The 19670-nt window shown below is 35.0% G+C and carries 28 protein-coding genes; 12 read left to right on the forward strand and 16 right to left on the reverse strand.

Annotation, left to right across the window (positions count from 1 at the left end):
- Nucleotides 1-129 precede the first annotated feature (129 nt).
- Together ACMGE6_RS02580 and ACMGE6_RS02585 are read right to left on the reverse strand one after the other, a co-directional pair.
- Entirely contained in the window at nt 130-627 is a 498-nt protein-coding gene (locus ACMGE6_RS02580; RefSeq protein WP_414047609.1) for a hypothetical protein, read from the reverse strand.
- An 80-nt stretch (nt 628-707) separates the two neighbouring features.
- Entirely contained in the window at nt 708-1337 is a 630-nt protein-coding gene (locus tag ACMGE6_RS02585) for a tetratricopeptide repeat protein (RefSeq protein WP_414054340.1), read from the reverse strand.
- A 153-nt stretch (nt 1338-1490) separates the two neighbouring features.
- Between ACMGE6_RS02585 and ACMGE6_RS02590 the strand changes: the two genes are divergently transcribed.
- Nucleotides 1491-2624: an MFS transporter gene (locus ACMGE6_RS02590; protein ID WP_414054341.1), complete on the forward strand. Its 1134-nt coding sequence runs from the start codon at nt 1491-1493 to the stop codon at nt 2622-2624.
- 95 nt (nt 2625-2719) lie between these two features.
- Here the strand turns inward: ACMGE6_RS02590 and ACMGE6_RS02595 are convergent, their stop codons facing one another.
- The 3 genes from ACMGE6_RS02595 to chrA all read right to left on the reverse strand — a co-directional run bounded on the left by ACMGE6_RS02595 (nt 2720) and on the right by chrA (nt 5337).
- The gene (locus ACMGE6_RS02595; RefSeq protein WP_414054342.1) at nt 2720-3478 is read right to left on the reverse strand and encodes a class I SAM-dependent methyltransferase; all 759 of its coding nucleotides are present in this window, start codon (nt 3476-3478) and stop codon (nt 2720-2722) included.
- Between the two features lie 11 nt (nt 3479-3489).
- Nucleotides 3490-4020 carry a DNA-3-methyladenine glycosylase I gene (locus tag ACMGE6_RS02600; protein WP_414054343.1) on the reverse strand — a complete coding sequence of 177 codons (531 nt, stop codon included), beginning with the start codon at nt 4018-4020 and terminating at the stop codon, nt 3490-3492.
- A gap of 162 nt (nt 4021-4182) precedes the next feature.
- The gene (gene chrA, locus ACMGE6_RS02605) at nt 4183-5337 is read right to left on the reverse strand and encodes a chromate efflux transporter (protein WP_414054344.1); all 1155 of its coding nucleotides are present in this window, start codon (nt 5335-5337) and stop codon (nt 4183-4185) included.
- 202 nt (nt 5338-5539) lie between these two features.
- On the opposite strand from chrA, the gene ACMGE6_RS02610 reads away from it, so the two are divergent.
- Both ACMGE6_RS02610 and ACMGE6_RS02615 read left to right on the forward strand, forming a co-directional pair.
- The gene (locus ACMGE6_RS02610) at nt 5540-6052 is read left to right on the forward strand and encodes a DUF402 domain-containing protein (RefSeq protein WP_414054345.1); all 513 of its coding nucleotides are present in this window, start codon (nt 5540-5542) and stop codon (nt 6050-6052) included.
- Between the two features lie 111 nt (nt 6053-6163).
- Nucleotides 6164-6982 carry an N-acyl homoserine lactonase family protein gene (locus ACMGE6_RS02615; protein ID WP_414054346.1) on the forward strand — a complete coding sequence of 273 codons (819 nt, stop codon included), beginning with the start codon at nt 6164-6166 and terminating at the stop codon, nt 6980-6982.
- Nucleotides 6983-6994: 12 nt separating this feature from the next.
- Here ACMGE6_RS02615 and ACMGE6_RS02620 read toward each other — a convergent pair whose 3' ends face one another.
- Entirely contained in the window at nt 6995-7720 is a 726-nt protein-coding gene (locus tag ACMGE6_RS02620; protein ID WP_414047606.1) for an AAA family ATPase, read from the reverse strand.
- An 80-nt stretch (nt 7721-7800) separates the two neighbouring features.
- Between ACMGE6_RS02620 and ACMGE6_RS02625 the strand changes: the two genes are divergently transcribed.
- On the forward strand, nt 7801-8265 hold the full coding sequence (locus tag ACMGE6_RS02625) for a GNAT family N-acetyltransferase (RefSeq protein ID WP_414054347.1): 465 nt from the start codon (nt 7801-7803) through the stop codon (nt 8263-8265).
- A 92-nt stretch (nt 8266-8357) separates the two neighbouring features.
- Here ACMGE6_RS02625 and ACMGE6_RS02630 read toward each other — a convergent pair whose 3' ends face one another.
- The 9 genes from ACMGE6_RS02630 to ACMGE6_RS02670 all read right to left on the reverse strand — a co-directional run bounded on the left by ACMGE6_RS02630 (nt 8358) and on the right by ACMGE6_RS02670 (nt 15034).
- Nucleotides 8358-8768 carry a hypothetical protein gene (locus ACMGE6_RS02630; RefSeq protein ID WP_414054348.1) on the reverse strand — a complete coding sequence of 137 codons (411 nt, stop codon included), beginning with the start codon at nt 8766-8768 and terminating at the stop codon, nt 8358-8360.
- Nucleotides 8769-8858: 90 nt separating this feature from the next.
- A complete protein-coding gene (gene arsC / locus ACMGE6_RS02635; RefSeq protein ID WP_414046819.1) occupies nt 8859-9260 on the reverse strand; it encodes an arsenate reductase (thioredoxin) in 402 nt (133 codons plus the stop codon).
- A gap of 10 nt (nt 9261-9270) precedes the next feature.
- On the reverse strand, nt 9271-10563 hold the full coding sequence (locus ACMGE6_RS02640; RefSeq protein ID WP_414054821.1) for an arsenic transporter: 1293 nt from the start codon (nt 10561-10563) through the stop codon (nt 9271-9273).
- Nucleotides 10563-12281, reverse strand: a complete 1719-nt coding sequence (arsA, locus tag ACMGE6_RS02645; RefSeq protein WP_414054349.1) for an arsenical pump-driving ATPase — start codon at nt 12279-12281, stop codon at nt 10563-10565. The genes ACMGE6_RS02640 and arsA overlap by 1 nt, the downstream gene beginning before the upstream one ends.
- Before the next feature lie 12 nt (nt 12282-12293).
- Nucleotides 12294-12641, reverse strand: coding sequence for an arsenite efflux transporter metallochaperone ArsD (gene arsD / locus ACMGE6_RS02650; protein ID WP_414045019.1), 348 nt, complete (start codon nt 12639-12641; stop codon nt 12294-12296).
- Nucleotides 12642-12643: 2 nt separating this feature from the next.
- Nucleotides 12644-12952 carry an ArsR/SmtB family transcription factor gene (locus ACMGE6_RS02655; RefSeq protein WP_414045020.1) on the reverse strand — a complete coding sequence of 103 codons (309 nt, stop codon included), beginning with the start codon at nt 12950-12952 and terminating at the stop codon, nt 12644-12646.
- A gap of 200 nt (nt 12953-13152) precedes the next feature.
- Nucleotides 13153-13590 carry a VOC family protein gene (locus tag ACMGE6_RS02660; RefSeq protein ID WP_414054350.1) on the reverse strand — a complete coding sequence of 146 codons (438 nt, stop codon included), beginning with the start codon at nt 13588-13590 and terminating at the stop codon, nt 13153-13155.
- A gap of 79 nt (nt 13591-13669) precedes the next feature.
- Nucleotides 13670-14272, reverse strand: a complete 603-nt coding sequence (locus ACMGE6_RS02665; RefSeq protein WP_414054351.1) for a Type 1 glutamine amidotransferase-like domain-containing protein — start codon at nt 14270-14272, stop codon at nt 13670-13672.
- A gap of 3 nt (nt 14273-14275) precedes the next feature.
- Complete coding sequence (locus ACMGE6_RS02670; protein WP_414054352.1) at nt 14276-15034, reverse strand: hypothetical protein; 759 nt, start codon at nt 15032-15034, stop codon at nt 14276-14278.
- Between the two features lie 163 nt (nt 15035-15197).
- Between ACMGE6_RS02670 and ACMGE6_RS02675 the strand changes: the two genes are divergently transcribed.
- The 4 genes from ACMGE6_RS02675 to ACMGE6_RS02690 are packed head-to-tail and all read left to right on the forward strand — an operon-like array spanning nt 15198 to nt 16699.
- Entirely contained in the window at nt 15198-15656 is a 459-nt protein-coding gene (locus ACMGE6_RS02675) for an SRPBCC family protein (RefSeq protein WP_414054353.1), read from the forward strand.
- On the forward strand, nt 15656-16036 hold the full coding sequence (locus ACMGE6_RS02680) for a DUF1761 domain-containing protein (protein ID WP_414054354.1): 381 nt from the start codon (nt 15656-15658) through the stop codon (nt 16034-16036). The genes ACMGE6_RS02675 and ACMGE6_RS02680 overlap by 1 nt, the downstream gene beginning before the upstream one ends.
- A 13-nt stretch (nt 16037-16049) precedes the next feature.
- Complete coding sequence (locus ACMGE6_RS02685) at nt 16050-16421, forward strand: VOC family protein (protein WP_414054355.1); 372 nt, start codon at nt 16050-16052, stop codon at nt 16419-16421.
- A gap of 11 nt (nt 16422-16432) precedes the next feature.
- Entirely contained in the window at nt 16433-16699 is a 267-nt protein-coding gene (locus tag ACMGE6_RS02690) for a zinc ribbon domain-containing protein (protein WP_414054356.1), read from the forward strand.
- Nucleotides 16700-16905: 206 nt separating this feature from the next.
- Here ACMGE6_RS02690 and ACMGE6_RS02695 read toward each other — a convergent pair whose 3' ends face one another.
- On the reverse strand, nt 16906-17079 hold the full coding sequence (locus ACMGE6_RS02695; protein ID WP_414054357.1) for a hypothetical protein: 174 nt from the start codon (nt 17077-17079) through the stop codon (nt 16906-16908).
- A gap of 105 nt (nt 17080-17184) precedes the next feature.
- On the opposite strand from ACMGE6_RS02695, the gene ACMGE6_RS02700 reads away from it, so the two are divergent.
- From ACMGE6_RS02700 to ACMGE6_RS02715, 4 genes are all read left to right on the forward strand, one after another.
- A complete protein-coding gene (locus tag ACMGE6_RS02700) occupies nt 17185-18126 on the forward strand; it encodes a DMT family transporter (RefSeq protein WP_414054358.1) in 942 nt (313 codons plus the stop codon).
- An 85-nt stretch (nt 18127-18211) separates the two neighbouring features.
- Complete coding sequence (locus tag ACMGE6_RS02705; RefSeq protein ID WP_414054359.1) at nt 18212-18622, forward strand: hypothetical protein; 411 nt, start codon at nt 18212-18214, stop codon at nt 18620-18622.
- A 268-nt stretch (nt 18623-18890) separates the two neighbouring features.
- A complete protein-coding gene (locus tag ACMGE6_RS02710; protein WP_086041794.1) occupies nt 18891-19091 on the forward strand; it encodes a cold-shock protein in 201 nt (66 codons plus the stop codon).
- A 308-nt stretch (nt 19092-19399) separates the two neighbouring features.
- Entirely contained in the window at nt 19400-19600 is a 201-nt protein-coding gene (locus ACMGE6_RS02715; RefSeq protein ID WP_086041794.1) for a cold-shock protein, read from the forward strand.
- Nucleotides 19601-19670: the final 70 nt, after the last annotated feature.

Raw genomic sequence — 19670 nt, forward strand, 5'->3', positions numbered from 1 at the left:
AAAAATAATATTTATACATTATATCACAATTATCTATTAAATAAACATTTCCTAAAAATCACATTATATTGCGAATCTTCATACATCAAAAAATCCAATCAATAGTTATTATCGATTGGATTTTTTGGATTAAATTTCTTTATAATAGAGATTTTTATTCGGAATGTTTGGGTGCAGATGCATATTGCCTTTTAACAGCTGCCAGTCATTCTTATAATAAAAAGTATTAGCCGCAATATTATGCACGTCACTTGTTAAATAATATTTGCCGGCAGGTAACGCCTTCAGTAATTTGCTTCCGATACCTGTGTGTTTATGACTCTTATCTACCGCAAGAGATAAAACTTCAAAAGCTCCGTTTAACTTTTCAGACTCATCAGCTGTTAGATAACCATTCAATAGATCGCGATAAAATTGATTACTCTCACTTGTATACCCGTATAAATAGCCATTGATATTACCAAATTGATGACTGATGAAAGCTTTAAAGCCTGGTGTTTCACTTAACTTCAAAATATTTGCGACCATATCTTTATGACTTCTAGCATCATCAAAGTTGGTTAAATAAATCTCAGCAATACGATCCACAGCATCATGTAGTTCTTCTTTTGTTAGTTCCTGAATCATGCCAATCACTCCTCTTAACACTTTATGAAAACCTTTTCATAATCTATTATGACCTTTTCTCAACCTTTTGACAATAATTTTTAGAAAATTGCATCTTCTAATGCTTCGATTTCTGCTACACCCATCTCATCGCCAGCTTTTTTGAAGTAGCGCTTCGCCTCTGTGAAATATACTTTAGATTGATCCATTTCTTCCTGAGCAGCATATAATTCACCTAATGCACGGTTAGAAATCGCAATACTTAAATCATCATCTGACTGCTCAGCCAGTTTAAGTGAAGCTTCCAGTGATGCCTTGCCATCGTCATATTGATTATTCAATAATTGTACATAACCTAATTCATATAGATTAACAGATTGCTTAATCGTATCATCAGCAAAATGAGTTTTAATTATGTCTGATTCCTGTTTAAAATAATTTATCGATTGATCAAACTCAGCATCCATCCTCTCAACCAATCCTAATTGGTGAAAAGCTAATTGTTTATCTTCAACATCAGTTGATTCAAGTAATAACTGTAACGCTGTACGTGCTTTATCAAAGTGATGATTAGCAGCATAAATATAGGCTGCATTCAATTGATAATCTGAAAAATTCTCATCTCCCGGTTGGATCGCATGTCCTAATTCCTGAAGTGCTTTCGTTGCCTCTTCAATATCCCCGTTTTCAAACTGTTCAAATATCGCATCAATCTGTTCATTATAATTCATTGTCCTGCTCCTTTTCATTTAAGAATTCATACAACATCCTTCTTACTCTCATTGTATATCGTTTACTATAAATATTCACCTGATAACATTATGATGAAGTTTTTTATTGTAACTGTTATAATCTTTAATACACTAAAAAAGAAAGGATAAAATATGACAAAACTTAAACTATTCACTTTTATATTGAGTATTTTCGTTGTCGGTATGGTAGAGCTTGTTGTTGCAGGAATATTAACATTAATGAGTGATGACTTGGGCATTAAACAATCTTTAACCGGTCAACTTGTTACTATCTATGCATTTACTGTGGCAATATGCGGGCCTATTCTCGTAAAGCTCACTGAAAAATATAATCCAAAATGGGTCTTACTAGTCAGTATGGTGACATTTATCATCGGTAATACTATCAATGCTACAGGCGAAACATTTACCGTTATCGTCATCGGGCGTATTATTGCATCTGCTGCTTCCAGCATTATAGTCGTTAAGTTACTCGCACTTACTGTCGTTTTAAGTAATCCGGAGGAACGTGGGAAGATGCTTGGACTCGTTTATATCGGGTTCAGCGGTGCAAATGTATTCGGTGTACCCATCGGTACTAAAATCGGAGAAATGTTTGGATGGCGTGCAACGTTCTGGATGATTGTTGTTGTCAGTATTGTCGCCACGATTCTATTAATGTTCCAGTTACCAAGTAAAATTAAAATCAGTGATGACTCAAAAGATAAATATTCAAAGCTACTTTATCCTAAAGAAGCAGCAAAATATATCGGTATTACTTTCTTTATCCTGGCATCAAATTACATCGTCTTTACCTATATAAGTCCGATGATGATTAAACAAGGATATACGTTAGAACACGTCTCTATCCTATTATTTGTTTGTGGATTAGGAAGTATTGCCGGTACAAGTCTTGGCGGTGTCATGAGCGATAAAATAGGCAGCAAACGATGGTTAATCATCGCACTTTCAGTATTCACCTTATCATTGGTCCTATTTAACATCGCATTACCGTTCTATCTGCCACTTTTATTTATCATGCTAATCTGGAATATCTTTGAGTGGGGCACAAACCCTGCCATTCAAATTGGTATTATCAAACAAGTAGAAGGCGACTCTAGTTCAATCATGGCATGGAACATGTCTGCATTAAATGCCGGTATTGGCTTTGGGGCTTTAATCGGTGGCATCGTAGTAGAAGCTTTTTCTCAATCAACAGCACCTTATCTCTCAACCGTATTTGCAGTCATATGTTTACTTCTCGCACTTTCTATCAAGAGAGATTAAAAAAGTCTCCTATAATAAAACCCAAAATATAACCGACCGGCAATCATCAGTACGATGATTTACGGTCGGTTTCATTTATAATATAATTTCTATTTTTAAATATAGCCATAATACACTACTGATTCGTTCGGTATCACGAGCTTGCCACCTTCAGCATAAGTGTCAAATAGCGTTTCAAAGGTTTTGATCATTGTTTCATACTGTCTATCACCTTCAACCAATGCATAAGAAGCAGATAAAATGCGCTCTATAAACCCTTGTTTATCGTAAGTTAACGGGAATTCATAGGCACGTCTATCAAATTCACCTTCAAAGAACTCAAGTATACTTTCTTCAGAAAATTTTACGCCTCCACCATAACCAATCGCACCTTTAAATTCCGGACAAAATGCAGTATAGATTTCTGCTATCTTAACGTTTATTGGTGCATCTTCAATACGCGTATTCCAGATTAAGCACACAGGTCCATTGCCATTTAAAATACGCTTACACTCGGTTTTGAATTCATTGTGATGGAACCAGTGAAAACTTTGTGCTGCCGTAATAATATCAATCGTATTAGATTCTATCTCTGTACTTTCCGCAGGACGCTCATGGATTTCCAGTTCCTTACACTGCAATGCCAGCCTAAGTTGTGCAGCCATTGCAGCGTTAGGTTCTATCGCAATTACTTTTGCACCTAAATCTAATAACAGTTCAGTGAATATACCTGTCCCTGCACCAATATCTGCCACTGTCGTTGATTCATCAATTGAAAATGATTCTTTCATAAATTCGATTAATTGACAGGCATATTTAGGCCTTGAGTTTCGGTATAATTCTACTTTCTCAGTAAAAATTTCTTTGCTGTCCATTTGACACCTCTTTATTTTAGTCGGTCCTGTATCATGCCGATCGCACTTAAAAAACCGTATACTATCACCGGTCCGACAAATTTGAAACCTCGTCGTTTCAAATCTTTACTTATTCGTTGTGACAGTAAGTTCTGAGCAGGAACATAAGACTCATCGTCAAAATATGTTACGACTGGCTCATCGTCAGTAAAAGACCAAATATATTGATCAAAGCTACCATATTCATTTTGCACCTCTAGAAATCTTTGTGCATTATTAATGATACTATTTATCTTTAGTTTATTTTTAATCATCTCATCTGTATGCAACAGACGATTGATATCGTCCTCACTATACGCAGCAATCTTATGATAATCAAATTGATCGAGAGCTTGACGTATGCCTTCACGTCGTTTTAATATCGTTAGCCACGAAAGTCCAGCCTGCATACCTTCCAGAATCAACATTTCAAACAGATACGTGTCATCATGAGAAGGCTTGCCCCATTCACACTCATAATAGTCGCTCATTAAAGGATGGCTATCTGCCCAGGAAAATCTCATTTTATCACCACACTGCAAGAATTACTTACTTATTGTACCACTTTAAGACATGTTCTACTACCATAAAAAGGGCATTCATATTGATAACTAAATCACAAAAGTAACACGCCCCCAACTCATCTTAAGTTGGAGGCTCACTTCATTTACATTTAAGGAAAAATACTATCTATAAAATATGACACCTATCACGATGCCCAACAAGACAATAACCCATGGTGGACATTTTAGAAAGTGTAATAAGCTAAATAATATAACACTGAACAAACCATCTTTCACGTTGGTTACTGTGTGCATAATCATCGGATTAACCCATGCAGCGGCAAGGATACCTAAAACCCCGGCATTGATACCTTTTAAGGCTTGTTTCATCAAACGATGCTCACGCATTGTAGCCCAGAAAGGCAATGTCCCAATGACCAGTAAAAATGCTGGCAGGAAGATTGCAATCATAGCAGCAAGTCCCCCTACTACTCCAAATAAACTTGCACCGATAAATGAACCGAACGTAAACAGTGGACCCGGCATTGCCTGTGTTAGGCCATAACCCGAAAGAAACGTTTCTAGATCCAGCAAATCTGGTACAAAGGCACTTTGTAGTAACGGTAAGACTACGTGCCCACCACCAAAGACGAGTAGACCTCCTCTAAACAATCTATCGATCATATGTATGAAATCATTATCTGCAATCTGTGCGATAATCGGTAAGCCGACCATTAAAATAAACAATAAGATAAGTGAAAGAATACTCATGCGCTTAGAAACATTGACAGTCATTAACGGCTCTTTTTTTGTTTCTACTTTATATAACACCATGCCTGCGATACCTGATGCAATAATAATCAGTATTTGTGTGTATGCCGTTGGAAAAAGCAAGGCAACAAGAAAGCAAAAGATGAAAATCATGACGGCTGTAAGATTTCTTAAAGTATTCTTACCCATACCAATTAATGCTTGTAACACAACAGCAATTGCCACAATCAAAAGGCCTTTTAAGAAATTAAGTTCAATATCTAGTGTGTTCAGAAAATATACTGCAAGAATCAAAGCAATGACTGAAGGTAATGTAAATCCTAAAAATGCTAATATAGCACCTGCTATCCCGCCACGCATTAACCCTATACCGATGCCTACCTGACTTGATGCCGGTCCAGGCAGGAACTGACAAAGGCTCACAAGATCCTGATACATTTTATCCGTCAGCCACTTACGTCTTTCTACGTATTCTGCCCTAAAGTAACCTAAATGTGCAGTCGGACCTCCGAAACTTGTTACGCCAAGCTTCAAAGCTGTAAGAAATATCTCCAATAAACGTCCCATAGTTCACCTCAATCGTATGATTATTTTCATCATACCGAAAACAACACACAGATATGTTACAACTCTTTAAAGATTGTGTAAGGAATCTATAGTAAAAACCTGTTATAATTTGTGACAATCTTTTAAGAAATAATTAAATTAAATGCATAGAAAACGATTTCATATTATAATGAATCTACAATTACTTAAGGAGGTCACGATATTGCAATCTGTTATAATTAAATCACATAAATATCCCGATAGACCTCATATTGAAATACAAGGTACGTTACTCTCTGAAACGCCTCATTATTATTTTGTGGCGTGTGAGAAAAATACATTGCTTAAACATTACATAAAAGATGAAGCCTATCAATTAGAACATAAAACACTTCATTTCCTTTCGAAGTATCATGGATATACAGTTTCAATCTCTATCGATGAAAATGATCAGCCCGTGAAGATATTTTGTAATATTTCTACACCATGCTCGATGGATGATGCAGGAAATATCACTTATATCGATCTCGATATGGACTACGTAAAGTCCAATACCGGTCAATGGTTCTTAAGAAATAATGATATGTTCTTAGAAAGTACGAAACAATATCATTATCCGCTGCAATTGACTAATTTCGCGTTAGTCTCTTTACAGGAATTAAAGAATAATATTAAGAATAATGTATTTCCTTTTGGGATTGACAACTTTAAGGATGTAGATGGTGCATTAAAATAGGATACTCTCACCAGAGTGTCTTTTTATTTTGGAAAGAAATTTACAATTCTGCAACGAATCATTATGAAAAATATGGTAAGATAAATCAGTAAACTTAGCGGAGGTGGTCACGTGTCAAAAATAAATATACATGTTATTCAAACTGGACATATTACTGTTGACCGGGCCGTGACGATGCATACGAAGTCACTAAATCCTTTGACAAGACTCGGGTTCATCTCATACAAAAAGAATCGTAAACGCTACCCTGTTGTATGCTTTCTCATCGAACACCCTAAAGGGTTAATTCTCGTTGATACGGGCTGGCATAAGAATGTTCGCCTGAATGAACGTAAAGAATTAGGTATGCAGCGACTTATCCATCGTGCCCACTTACCTAAAGGACATGCTATTGATGAGCAACTACTAAAACGTGGTATCGTACCAACCGATCTAGACTATGTATTGCTCACGCATCTACACAGTGATCACGTGAGTGGATTAAGACAAGTGAAAGATGCTAAATATATCTTTGCCAGTCGCGATGAAATACTGGAATCAAATAAAAGAGTTATCCGATACATCCAAAAATTATGGGAAGGGGTGGACTTAACTTGTTTTGAGTTCAATGAAACCGGTGTTGGCCCAAACGGCTTATCCTATGATTTGTTTGGGGACGGTTCAATTGAATTGATACATGCACCTGGACATAGTCCTGGGCTCTATATGGTTAAGATCAGTAATACGTCGGGTGAGTATGTATTGCTTACCAGTGATGCTGCACTTATCAATCATTCGTTTGAAGAAGTCATGGTACCAACCCATGTAATGAATAGAGACGCTTTGAAAAAAGCATTAAAATGGATCAATACAACAAGTAAAGACCCAAAGTGCAAAAAGATATTTACAAGTCATGATGTGACTTTAAAAGAAGAAATCATACAATTATAAAGATGATTGAGCTCATTCCAGTAATGTCTCAATCATCTTTTCAGGTTTATCAATAAAAGCTTTCGTAACAATATAATGTTCAGTCTCACGATAATCAATTCTTTCATAGCCATCATCATTTAACTGAATAATATCTGCATCTGGATAAGCCATAATAATCGGTGAATGTGTAGCGATAATAAACTGAGCACCGCGCTTTACTAAATCATTGATCCTTACAATCATGGACATCTGTCGCATTGGAGAAAGTGCACTTTCCGGCTCATCTAATATGTACAATCCCTTTCCCCTAAAGCGATATTTTAATAACGCTAAAAAAGATTCTCCATGTGACTGAGCATGTAAGCTCTTCCCACCGTAACTACTATATAAATTACCACCCAGTCCTGATTCATTTAATCTTTCAATCTCTGTTGCAACATTATAAAAACCTTCTGCACGCAGAAAAAATGAATCACCAGGGACACCCATCTTACCGAGCCTTATTTCTTCATGGAGACCCGCATGTGAATTTTTTGTTTGGAAGTTAAAATTTTTACTCCCACCTTCCGGATTAAGTCCAAAATTAACTGCTATTGCTTCAATCAACGTCGACTTACCTGTGCCGTTCTCACCTACAATGATTGTGACAGGACGCTTTAAATCAATACGCTCTAAATTTTTAATCGCAGGAATTTTCATATAGTAAGGCGTTGCCTCATGCTGTTTAAAATTTGATGAAATACTTTTGATAAACATGTTTTCACCTCATCTATGATTCTGTTATATTAATAATATAGCTTACAATTTACTTAAAAATAATTATTCGAGGTGTCCCAATGATTCAACTAGTGCCTTATGAAGAACAATACAAAGAACGACTCGAGCAATTTTATCAACCAGAAATTGCACTGCAGTACACCCAAACTCCAGCTAAAAGTATCGAACAATTAAATAATGATATCCATGGTGTCGTTATTATCAATAATCATCTACCCATCGGTTTTTTCATGCTGCAAACAACGGAACGAAGATTTGAGTATACGGACGAAGTTCAATCATTGTTGCTAAGCGGCTTAATTATGGATCAAGCCTATAGCGGTAAAGGACACGGTAAACATGCCATGCTGCAACTTCCATTTTACATTCAAAAACATTTTAAACATATCAAAAAGATTGTACTCGGTGTGAACCATGCCAATATTCCTGCACAAAAACTATATGAACGTGTTGATTTTGAAGATACAGGCCGTCGTATTGAAGGACCGCTTGGTGAACAATATATTTATGAATTAATATTATAAACACAAAAAACCGTAAATAACGATTAATGAAATAAATATTCATAAGCTATCGTTTTTACGGTTTTTATAAGAAAATATAAATTTAATCTAAATTAATTGAACCATCCACGAATTAATTTTTCAACTTCTGCAGTTTCATCAATTAAATTCTTCATCATATCGATATCTGCTTTGTCGCCAATTAAATTCGTCACAACAGGTGTATCAAGCACACGCTTAACCGCTTCACCAATTGTCTCATCCTGAACATTATTCGTTGGTCCAGTTTGATCTGTTACAAAATCATTCTCCTGAAACTTTTGTTCAACACGAGGTGCATTGTTATTATTGAAAGCATTGATCACTTCCATAATAGCCTTGCGTAAATCATTATATTCCTTAATATTCTTTAAATCATTTAAACGACGTTTCACCTGTTCATTCTGCTCAAGATATTTAGCACCCTGCACAGCACCTACAGTTAATACGCCTGCTACTAATCCTCTTTTTACCCATTTATTCATTGTAATTCCTCCATTCAACATTACATATATTATAATGCATTTGATAGAAGAATACATTTAATAAGATTATGGGAATCATACAAAAGCAGTTTATTCACCTGTTTCTGCAAATTGTTTAATACGTTCTCCAATCTCATCACGCACACGCTGGAAAACTTCCCACGATTGTCCAGCCGGATCTTCAAACCCCCAATGTTCAGAACGCACATGTTTTGGTGTAACAGGACATACGTCTTTTGCATGATCGCATAATGTCACCACTAAATCTGCGTTATTTAATATATCTTTGTCGATTTTATCAGATGTATGATTTGAAATATCAATTCCTACTTCATTCATCGCTTCAATTGCTTTTGGATTTACACCATGTGTTTCAATACCTGCTGAATATACATTCCAGTCTGGTAAATACTTTTTACCAAATCCTTCAGCGATTTGTGAACGACAAGAGTTCCCTGTACATAAGAAATAGATTGTTTTTTTAGTCATTATTATTCTCCTTTTATCCAAATAGTATCATTGATACATATAATCCAACTAACGTTGCAAATAACACCGGTATTGTAATGACAATCCCTGTCTTAAAGTATGTCCCCCATGAAATCTTAACACCCTTACCACTTAAAACGTGTAACCACAATAGGGTTGCTAAGCTTCCAATTGGTGTAATCTTAGGTCCTAAGTCACAACCTATCACATTGGCATATACTAAAGCATCCTGTAACATACCGGTTGCTGCGCTTTGCTTGATTGCTATTGAATCAATTAAGACCGTTGGCATATTGTTCATTACAGAAGATAATATTGCTGATAAGAATCCCATTCCCATAATCGAACCCAATAGATTCATCTGTGTGATGTTATCGATTACGCTCGCTAATAAACTTGTTAAGCCTACATTTTTAAGACCATATACAACGACATACATACCAATCGAGAAGAATACTATTGCCCATGGTGCACCTTTCACAACTTTTCCTGTGTTAACAGCAGGTGATTGTCTTGCAAACATTATAAAGATGAATGCAATTATTGCTGCAATAATACTCACTGGGAAGTTGATAAAGTCACTGACTAAATAGCCTACTAATAAAATGGCAAGTACCACCCACGACATTCTAAATAATTTCTTATCTTTAATGGCTGACTTCGGATCACGTAGCGCACTTTCGTCATAAGACTTCGGTACATTACGCTTAAAGTATAACCAGAGCACTGTAATACTCGCAATTAAACTGAATATGTTCGGTAAAAACATATGTTTCGCGTATTCCATAAATGATATATCGAAATAATCTGCAGAAACAATATTCACTAAGTTACTCACGACTAACGGTAAACTTGTTGTATCTGCGATAAATCCTGAAGCAATAATAAAAGGAAAGACCATCTTCTCGTTAAAGTTTAAGTTACGCACCATCGCAAGCACGATTGGTGTTAAGATTAATGCTGCTCCGTCATTTGCGAAAAATGCGGCAACGATTGCACCTAAAATACATACATAGACGAACATCTTAAAGGTGTTCCCTTTCGCTAGGTGCGTCATATGAAGTGCCGCCCATTCAAAGAATCCTATTTCATCCAAAATCAATGAAATTAATATCACTGCAATAAATGTGAATGTCGCATTCCATACGATGTTCGTTACATCTATAACATCATTGAAATCAACGACGCCAAATATAAGTGCGAGTATTGCGCCACCTACAGCCGAGTAACCTATAGATAGGTTCTTCGGCTGCCAGATGACTAACGTTAAAGTTAATAAAAATATTGCGATTGCAATGCCTGTTATCATAGTCTAGCTACCTCATCTATATTGACATCATACGGTTGTATTGCAACAAACGGTTGATGTGCGATTAATGTATTAATTTGTTGTCGTTCTTCCTGAATCTTGCTGTTAAACATATCTTGAGTATCCTCATATGTTGCAATTGTGTTGTTGACCACCCACATACGTTGCCTAATACCCGTACGTTCTAAATCCGCTTTCAGACGCTCGGCCTCTTTTATTGGCGTAGGTTCCGCGAGCGTTACAATCACCATTTCAGTTAAATCATTATTGGTAATGCTCGGCAATAAATCTGATACAGAACTTGGGAGTACATTCGCATTACGTTCGATTTCTTTATGATAACTTTGAGAGGCATCCAGCAATAATAATGTATGACCTGTCGGCGCTGTATCAATGACGACAATGTCATGTGACTTATCAGCGATGAAATCACTAAACGCACGAAAGAATGCAATTTCCTGTGTACAAGGACTACGTAAATCTTCTTTAATGTAATCAATTTGATCTTGTGAAAGGTTTTGGGCGGCTGATAATACTTCCGCTTCATATTCTTTCAGTGCTTTTTCCTCATCGATATATTTTACTGTAATTCGGTCATTAGATTGTGTATCAAACCATCGATTCGCTGGATCTGTCGTCGCAAGTAAGACTGTCTTACCTTGCCGAGCGATACGTTTCGCAATGATCTTAGCAATTGTTGTCTTACCTACACCACCTTTACCCATCGTAAAGATAAAGCGCTTGTTATCATGCACCATCTGCTGCACTAAATAGTCCATAGAATGACTGTCCTGTAACTGCACAGATTCAGTTTGAGAAATTAATTTATCATTTCTAAATAACTGTTTCATCGCTGCAATACCAAATATATTAAACTGCTTCATCGGTACATAGTAATGAGGCACTTGATTTAAAAAATCCTCATACTGCCTTAATACTTTTTGTTCATTCGTTGATTTTTGAATCGCCAAATCACTTTCAGCATGTTCAATGATGCCGTTTATGATTAACATATCATTTGTAATATTTAATTCGCGCAACTCATTCATCGCACGCTTACATTCCTGTAGACTATGCTGATCACCACGTGCAACAAACATCATCGTTGTAAGACTTGTATCTCTCAATTTATTCACAGCATCTAAATAGATTTGTTTGTTATCTGATAATCCTGATAACTGTCCTAGACATGAAGCTTCATGTGTCGCAGTTTCAATATATGAATACCATGCGTCAGGGAGCTCAAGCATTCTAAGCGTATGTCCAGTGGGCGCGGTATCAAATAAAATATGATCGAATTGTTCAGCATAGTCTTTATTCGCCAGAAAACCTGTAAATTCATTAAACGCTGCAACTTCTACCGTACATGAACCACTAAGCTGTTCTTCCATATTTTTAATCGCAAATTCCGGCAACACATCGCGATATGGACCTACGATAGATTCCTTGTATTTCTCTGCTGCTTCAACAGGTTCAAAATTAGCGACAAATAGATTATCTAAAGATGGGACTCGAGTTAATTCACTTGTTAAAGTCATTTCAAAGATATCCTGTAAATTACTCGCAGGGTCAGTACTGACTAATGCAACCTTTTTTCCTTGTGTACTTAAATGAACAGCAAGCGCACTAGAAATAGACGTCTTACCTACGCCACCTTTACCTGTGAAAAATAAATATTTCGTTAATGGTATTTCATTCGGATTAAACTTTTCCATTGCACTCACTCCTTAACAACAATGATCTCCAGGGGCACAACAGTTACTTTGTAAATCATGAACAACAATAATATCCATCACTTCATCCGTCGTCATATAACTTCCAGTCTTAACGACTTCATCATTAATCATCGTGATTGGCATAATCGCCTCACCTTTATCTTTGATCAATGTCATAATCTCCCCGTGACGTACGAAAGCATTTGGAGCACTTGATAAGTTATAACGTAGTACTTTAATACCGTTTTGTTTCATCTTCTCGATATCAGCATTTACACGGATAAGCTCCTGATCCGGAGAAGGACCACATACGCCAGAAGAACAACACATTGCTGGTTCAAATAATTTAATCTCTACCATAATTAACACTCCTCATTCGTTTTGCACACACAATTTTGATGCGGTACAAAGATTTGATTTTGTAGTTTGACGATTTGCTCGATGATTTCTAAATTGTTGGCATACATGACGTTTGTACCCTCTTTCCAGCTCGTGACGATACCGCTTTGTTTCAATTGTTTCATATGATGTGATAACGTCGGTTGAGAGAATTCGAAATGTGAGAGAATATCACACGCACATAATGGCCCACAACTTAGTAAATCAATAATTTCCAACCGGTTTTTGTCTGACAACACTTTCAGTAACTTTGCTAAATATTCATAGTCCATCGCTTCACCTCTTTATATAGATATCCATCTATATTTCATTATTAGTATAACTTTAATATAGATGATTGTCTATATTAAGTTAATGATATCTTCTCCGGTATTTTCAGTTTACCGGCAATCATTTCTCCATCACAGCAAAATTAATCAATTTTTGACCAATAAAAAATCCCTCTCCATTTTGGAGAAGGATTATAATCATATTAACACGCATTAATCATCCAAGTGACACCGAATGGGTCATTGAAGTAACCATATAGTTTAGACCATTCAGTAGGACCTAATGGCATCGCTTGCGTACAACCTGCTGCAACTGCATTGTTGAAGAAATCGGTAGCAGCTTTAACATCAGCTTCATCACTACCGTCAAATGTGAAACACACAGAAGTCCCCTCGTTACTAATCTCACGCTGACCCATCGTATCACTAACCATGAAACGCTCACCTAAAATTTCAAACTCTGCATTCATAACAAACTGCTTTGCAATGTCATCAGGCATCTTGTACTCTTCAGGCATATCTTTAAACATCTCATCATCACCCATTGTTTTAGTGATAATCTTTGCCCCTAAATGTTGCTCATAAAAATCTAATACCTCTAAAGAATTATGGAAGTTGAAATACTGCACTGCTTTAATCATGTTAAAACCCCTTTGATTTTTATTTTGCACAACTTAAAATACATCATTAGTATAAAGTGTGATGATGGATAAGTAAAATTTAAGTCTGCTTATTTCTTCTATCAATAAATATCGCTTCACCATTGATGTATTCTACTTTATTCTTATCGAACAACACTGCTTCATTATCTCGAATACAATATGTATCAATTTGTGTTCCCTGTAATACACGTTCGTAATATTCATCTTTATAATGGCAAGTTATCGCATAGTCTATTAAACCTAATGGTATTGTATCTTTGGCTTCTTCAAAATAAGATACATCACTCCCTAATGATATACCTCCTGCACTTTGGCCATAGATAACATGACTTTTTTCATATTCAGTAATTAAATTACAAAGATCTGCATTTCTAATTTCATTAACCAATTTAGAAATTGAACCGCCACTAAAGTAAATCGCATCGAAATCTTCCAATATACTATTTAATTCTAAAAGATTAGTACATAAATGAATCTCTCGTATACCAACATCTGCGAACATTTCTTTTACGTATATGTAACTTTGATAATAACTACGTAGTTCAGGATTACCTGCATTCGGTATATATATTACTTTCCCACTAGCAATTAAATCAGAAAAGTATTGATTTACAACTTTATTTGATTCTTTAGTGCCACCACCAGATATCAATACTGTCATGTGTTATCCCCTCAACATTTCATAAATAATAGCAATAGCTAGCCCCATTTTCCCTTTTTCACTATTAAGATTATTTTCTATTTCGTATACCGTTGGTGTAATTGTTTTAAATGTTTCAGTCAGTTCTAAAGGTACCTTTGTTGAATCAACCTTCATGATACCTTCTACAAACAAGTCTCTAGTTAAGAATTCTGACTTTACATTAAAATTTTGATCTTCTATATTTATGTCAAATATATAATCTGTGAGTGATTTAAAAAGCTGCTGTTTTATTTCACCAATTTTCCTGTAATCTTGATCATAAACTATAAATGTAGGTGCCCTAAATCCTTTAATATTAATATACATCACCGCATTGCCATCACTATCTTCTACTATATGTTCAAAAGGTTGAGCTCTCACTAAAATCTCCAGGTTAGCAAAAAATAGTGATTTGAAACCAGTGATATGGGGTTTATATCTTCCTAAAAATGTAGCTCTTTCAGAAAAAATTAGTTGTTGTCGATAATAAGAAACTTCATTTTGAATCACGAAATTTTGATGTTTATAGATACTTTCTATCACTTCAATACTGCTATCAACTTTCTTTGCCTTTTTGAAATAAACAATTGATAGTCCTAAAAATATGAATGATATTAAAACATTAATAATACTTTCATGAAGGTGGTTATTTAAAAAAACATTAGAAATCGCATATATAAAGTAACCAATAAATATAGTCATGCTAATCCATGCAACCATAAGAAATTGTCTTTTTAACACATTGATGCTCCTTATTTACTTTTCTTCAATAATAACACCCATTTATATCCATATCAAAATAGTAAATCATAACAATCCCTACTTGTGTAAATTATCACTTTTTTATCGCATTCCTTTATCACATCGTTTAAGATTGAGTTGAACACAATTATCGGAGGTTTTTATGGTTACCTGGAGAGAAGAAATGTTACTACCCGTCAATATTGAAAAGGTCTGGTCTTTGTTTGATTTAGAAAATATCCAACGTATTATGCCACAAGTTGTAGAAATGAAAGTCCTGGAAAGAAAACCAGGTATAGTGGGCTCAACTTATGAACAATCCTACAAAGAAGGCAATAAAGTTATGAAGTATATTGTCACTGATCTGGGGCATGAAGATACACCAACTCGTAAGCACAATAGGTCAGGATTTCAACTGGCTAACATGTTTGATATCGAAGCTGATTATGTACTAGAAAAGATTTCTGATCATGAAACACGCTTCATTTATAGCGGCTCAAACAAAGGGCTCAACTTAGTTGGTAAAGCAATGTTAAAAGTCATGCCTAAAAAGCAAAATCAAAAAGTAGTGAACGAATTTATGGAACGCGTTAAGCAAGAAGCGTTAAAGGAGAATATTTAATGAATATATTAGCAGCAGTTATTGCAGGCGTTATCGCATTTATGATAGGTGGCGCATGGTATGGATTTATTTTTAAAAAGGCCTGGATAAAAGAAGTCGGAATCACAGAAGAACAAATTAATGATTCCAACAGTGGAATGAAAGAAATGATCTACACTTTCATTTTAGAGATTATTGTTGCGTTGCTTGTCTTTTTCTTATTATCACATACAAATTTAAATATCTTCTGTGCAGGGTTTACCATCGCAATCATTTCAAACTTCTCAGCACTTAAAAATTATTTCTTTGAAATGAAATCATTTAAACTGATTGCAATCAACGAAAGTTATAAATTGATTTGTATTATGATTATGACACTTGCAGCATATTTCTTCGCATAAGGAGCGATTCAAAATGGAATTAGGTAATTTCTCAGTTAGTTTACCGGTTAAAGATATTAATGAATCCCTTAAGTTTTACGAAACATTAGGGTTTGAACAAGTCAGCGGCGACATCTCACAAAACTGGATTGTATTAAGTAACGGTGCAGCACGTATTGGTTTATTCCAAGGGATGTTTGAAGAGTTTATGATGACGTTCAATCCGAAATGGAATAATAAAGGTGAAGAAGTACCAGGTACCGATGTACGTGAAATTGCTGAGAAATTAGAAGCAGCAGGTTATGAATTCATCACACCACTTACTGCAGATAACGCAGAAGGTCCTGGTTATTTCATGGTTAAAGATTTAGATGGCAATACATTGTTATTCGATCAACACGTATAAGGAGAATGAATATGGAGAAATTTTGTCAAAGTTGCGGGATGCCTCTTAATCTGCACGGCGAAGATGTTCGTGGCACAGAAAAAGATGGCAGCAAAAGTTTAAAATTCTGTATTTATTGTTATCAAAATGGGCAATTTATTGATCCGGATATCACAAAAGAAGAGATGCTTGATCGTGGTAAAAAAGCCATCTCTGAAGGTAAAGGTAATCCTATCATGAAGTTCATGATGAAAACTTTCTATCCGATGCAACTAAATAAGTTAGAACGTTGGAAATAAGGAGTGTCTGCTGACATTCCTTTTTTGTTTCAAAATTTATCCTGTTCATTGTTATACTGAAATTATTAATGATAGGAGTCTGGAACAATTTGTTGGGATACTTTATCAATATTTAAAAGTTTGGTATATAGAACCGAAAAGAAATCCAACCTAAGTTTTGACTGGATTTCTTTTCATTAAAGAGAATATCTTATAAACCACTAAGGTTAAAATTGATAATAAAAAAATAAAACAAGTATCGTAAGCACTAATGCCACTCTAAAAAATTTCGCATCTAATATATGTATTAAATTATTAACCGGATTATTTACTGTATATATATCTTGATGATTCACTTCAGTTTCTTCAATCCTTGCTTGATTTGATCTTCTATATTCCATGATGCCCTCCTGTATCACTTAACTCAAAATAGTAATACCCTTCATCATGAAATATATACATTAATCATGTATGATTATTTTATTAAATCTTATTGGAGTGTTATTATGCTATATATTCTTTTCGCATTATGCATCGGTATCATGGTTCCGATACAAACGGCAGTCAACTCTAGGTTGCGTCAATATGTATTGTCACCCTTTGTTGCTTCATTTATTTCGTTTTTAGTCGGTACAATCTTCTTGTCTTTTATCACTTTAGCAACCAAACATACACTTATGATTGATGCTTCCGTATTTAACAATAATCCTTACTGGATATGGATTGGTGGATTATTAGGTGTCGTCGGTCTAACCACTAATATTCTGCTCTTCCCTAAGTTAGGTGGCGTACAGACAGTTGTGCTTCCCATTATGGGGCAAATAATAATGAGCATGGTGATCGATCACTTCGGCTTATTCTTCTCCCCTGAAAAAAGTTTCACTGTGCTAAGACTAATCGGGATTATCATTCTAGTAATCGGTGTGTTCTGTGTAATTGTGCTTCCAGATTATATCAATAAACGTCGTTTTAAAGATAATCCGATTTCACATGTACCAGGCAAACTTATTTATCAAATTGCGGGCATCGTCGCAGGTATGCTCATGGCCAGTCAATCAGCCATCAATGGTCATTTAGGTGGACTATTACATTCAGCCATCCATGCCGCTTTTATTTCATTTCTAGTCGGAACGACTATTTTATTTATTTTAATCACCTTTGTCTTTAAGCAACTTAAACAGTTTAAACTGGCTATCGGTAAAGATAAACCACTCTGGATTTGGTGTGGTGGTATTCTGGGTGCGTTATTTGTCTTTGTCATGGCTTACCTTGTACCTATCATCGGTACTGGTCTGGTGGTCGTCATATGCCTATTTGGTCAAATATTATGTAGTGTGATGATTGATACATTCGGGTTTATCGGCGCTAAAAAAGTCCCTGTCACACGCATACAGGTTATCGGACTGATACTACTTTTAAGTGCAGTTATCTTCATCAGATTATTTTAGTTACTATACATAAATCAATCTTATATAACCTTGAAATTTCCAATTATATTACAATTATTGATATACTTGTATTGAGGTGATACTGATGAATACTACACTACCATTAATAGATATTTTTGAACGTACATCGATTGTATTCAAGCTTAATGAAGTCATAAATGAACCAAGAACTGTGATTTTCAATATCGCATTCATCCATGATTCAAGTCATCAACAATTTAATTTAGCTTTTTTTGAAGACGATGCCGATAAGTTAGAGCACATGCTTTCATTTGAAGCAGGAGCGTATCATTTTATCGAATCGGATATGTATATTACAATTTATCAGGAGAAGGCATTATCACTCGATCTTTCAATTCATCTCGACCTGGAACTCATCAATCATCAGCCATCAATTAATCAATATGAATCATTTGATATGACCGTAGATAAACAATCTTTTACTAAGTTAATCAATTATTTGTTGCATCATATCATCGAACAGAAAAATGAATAAAACCGTCACACCCTCCTAATAACTACCTCTAAACGTATTAATTAGTTTGTTGTTTTACTCATTTTGTATTTTAATTATCACAAATACTAGACAATTTACAATATTCATTATATAATTGATTCAAATATTATCGTACATATGCAAGAAATTAAGGCTCTTCACATCATTACAAAGAGTAATAATGTAAGACAACACTTTTTGTAATATGTGAAGTGTTTTTTTGTAAAACATTAGATATTATTTAATAATTATTTGGAGGTCATTCATTATGACACAAGGTACAGTTAAATGGTTTAACGCAGAAAAAGGTTTTGGATTCATCGAAGTTGAAGGTGGAGACGACGTATTCGCTCACTTCAGCGCTATCGAAGGAGACGGTTACAAAACTTTAGAAGAAGGTCAAGCAGTTGAATTCAATATCGAAGAAGGTCAACGTGGACCTCAAGCTGCTAACATCGTTAAATTATAATATTTAATGTTGGAAAATAAGCCCTCAAGGGGCTTATTTTTTTTATTTCAAATTCATTTTTCAATCAATTTACCCTACAGGTATCACGTTTTTCACAATATATCACATAAATGCTTAAAAAATAAATTTGACATTTGTGAAATCACGTTATATACTTAAGTCAAATATATCGGACATATGCAACAAACAAAGCTTCTTCACATATTACAAAAAGTAATCGTGTAAGTCGAGACTTTTTGTAATATGTGAATTTTTCTTTGTAGAAGAAACATTAGATATTATTTAATAATTTTTTGGAGGTCATTATTATGACACAAGGTACAGTTAAATGGTTTAACGCAGAAAAAGGTTTTGGATTCATCGAAGTTGAAGGTGGAGACGATGTATTCGCTCACTTCAGTGCTATCGAAGGAGACGGTTACAAAACTTTAGAAGAAGGTCAAGCAGTTGAATTCAATATCGAAGAAGGTCAACGTGGACCTCAAGCTGCTAACATCGTTAAATTATAATATTTAATGTTGGAAAATAAGCCCTCAAGGGGCTTATTTTTTTTGCATTAATTGTCATTTTTAATTCCTT

This window comes from Macrococcus equi, from assembly GCF_047426745.1.
Classification (GTDB): Bacteria; Bacillota; Bacilli; order Staphylococcales; family Staphylococcaceae; genus Macrococcoides; species Macrococcoides equi.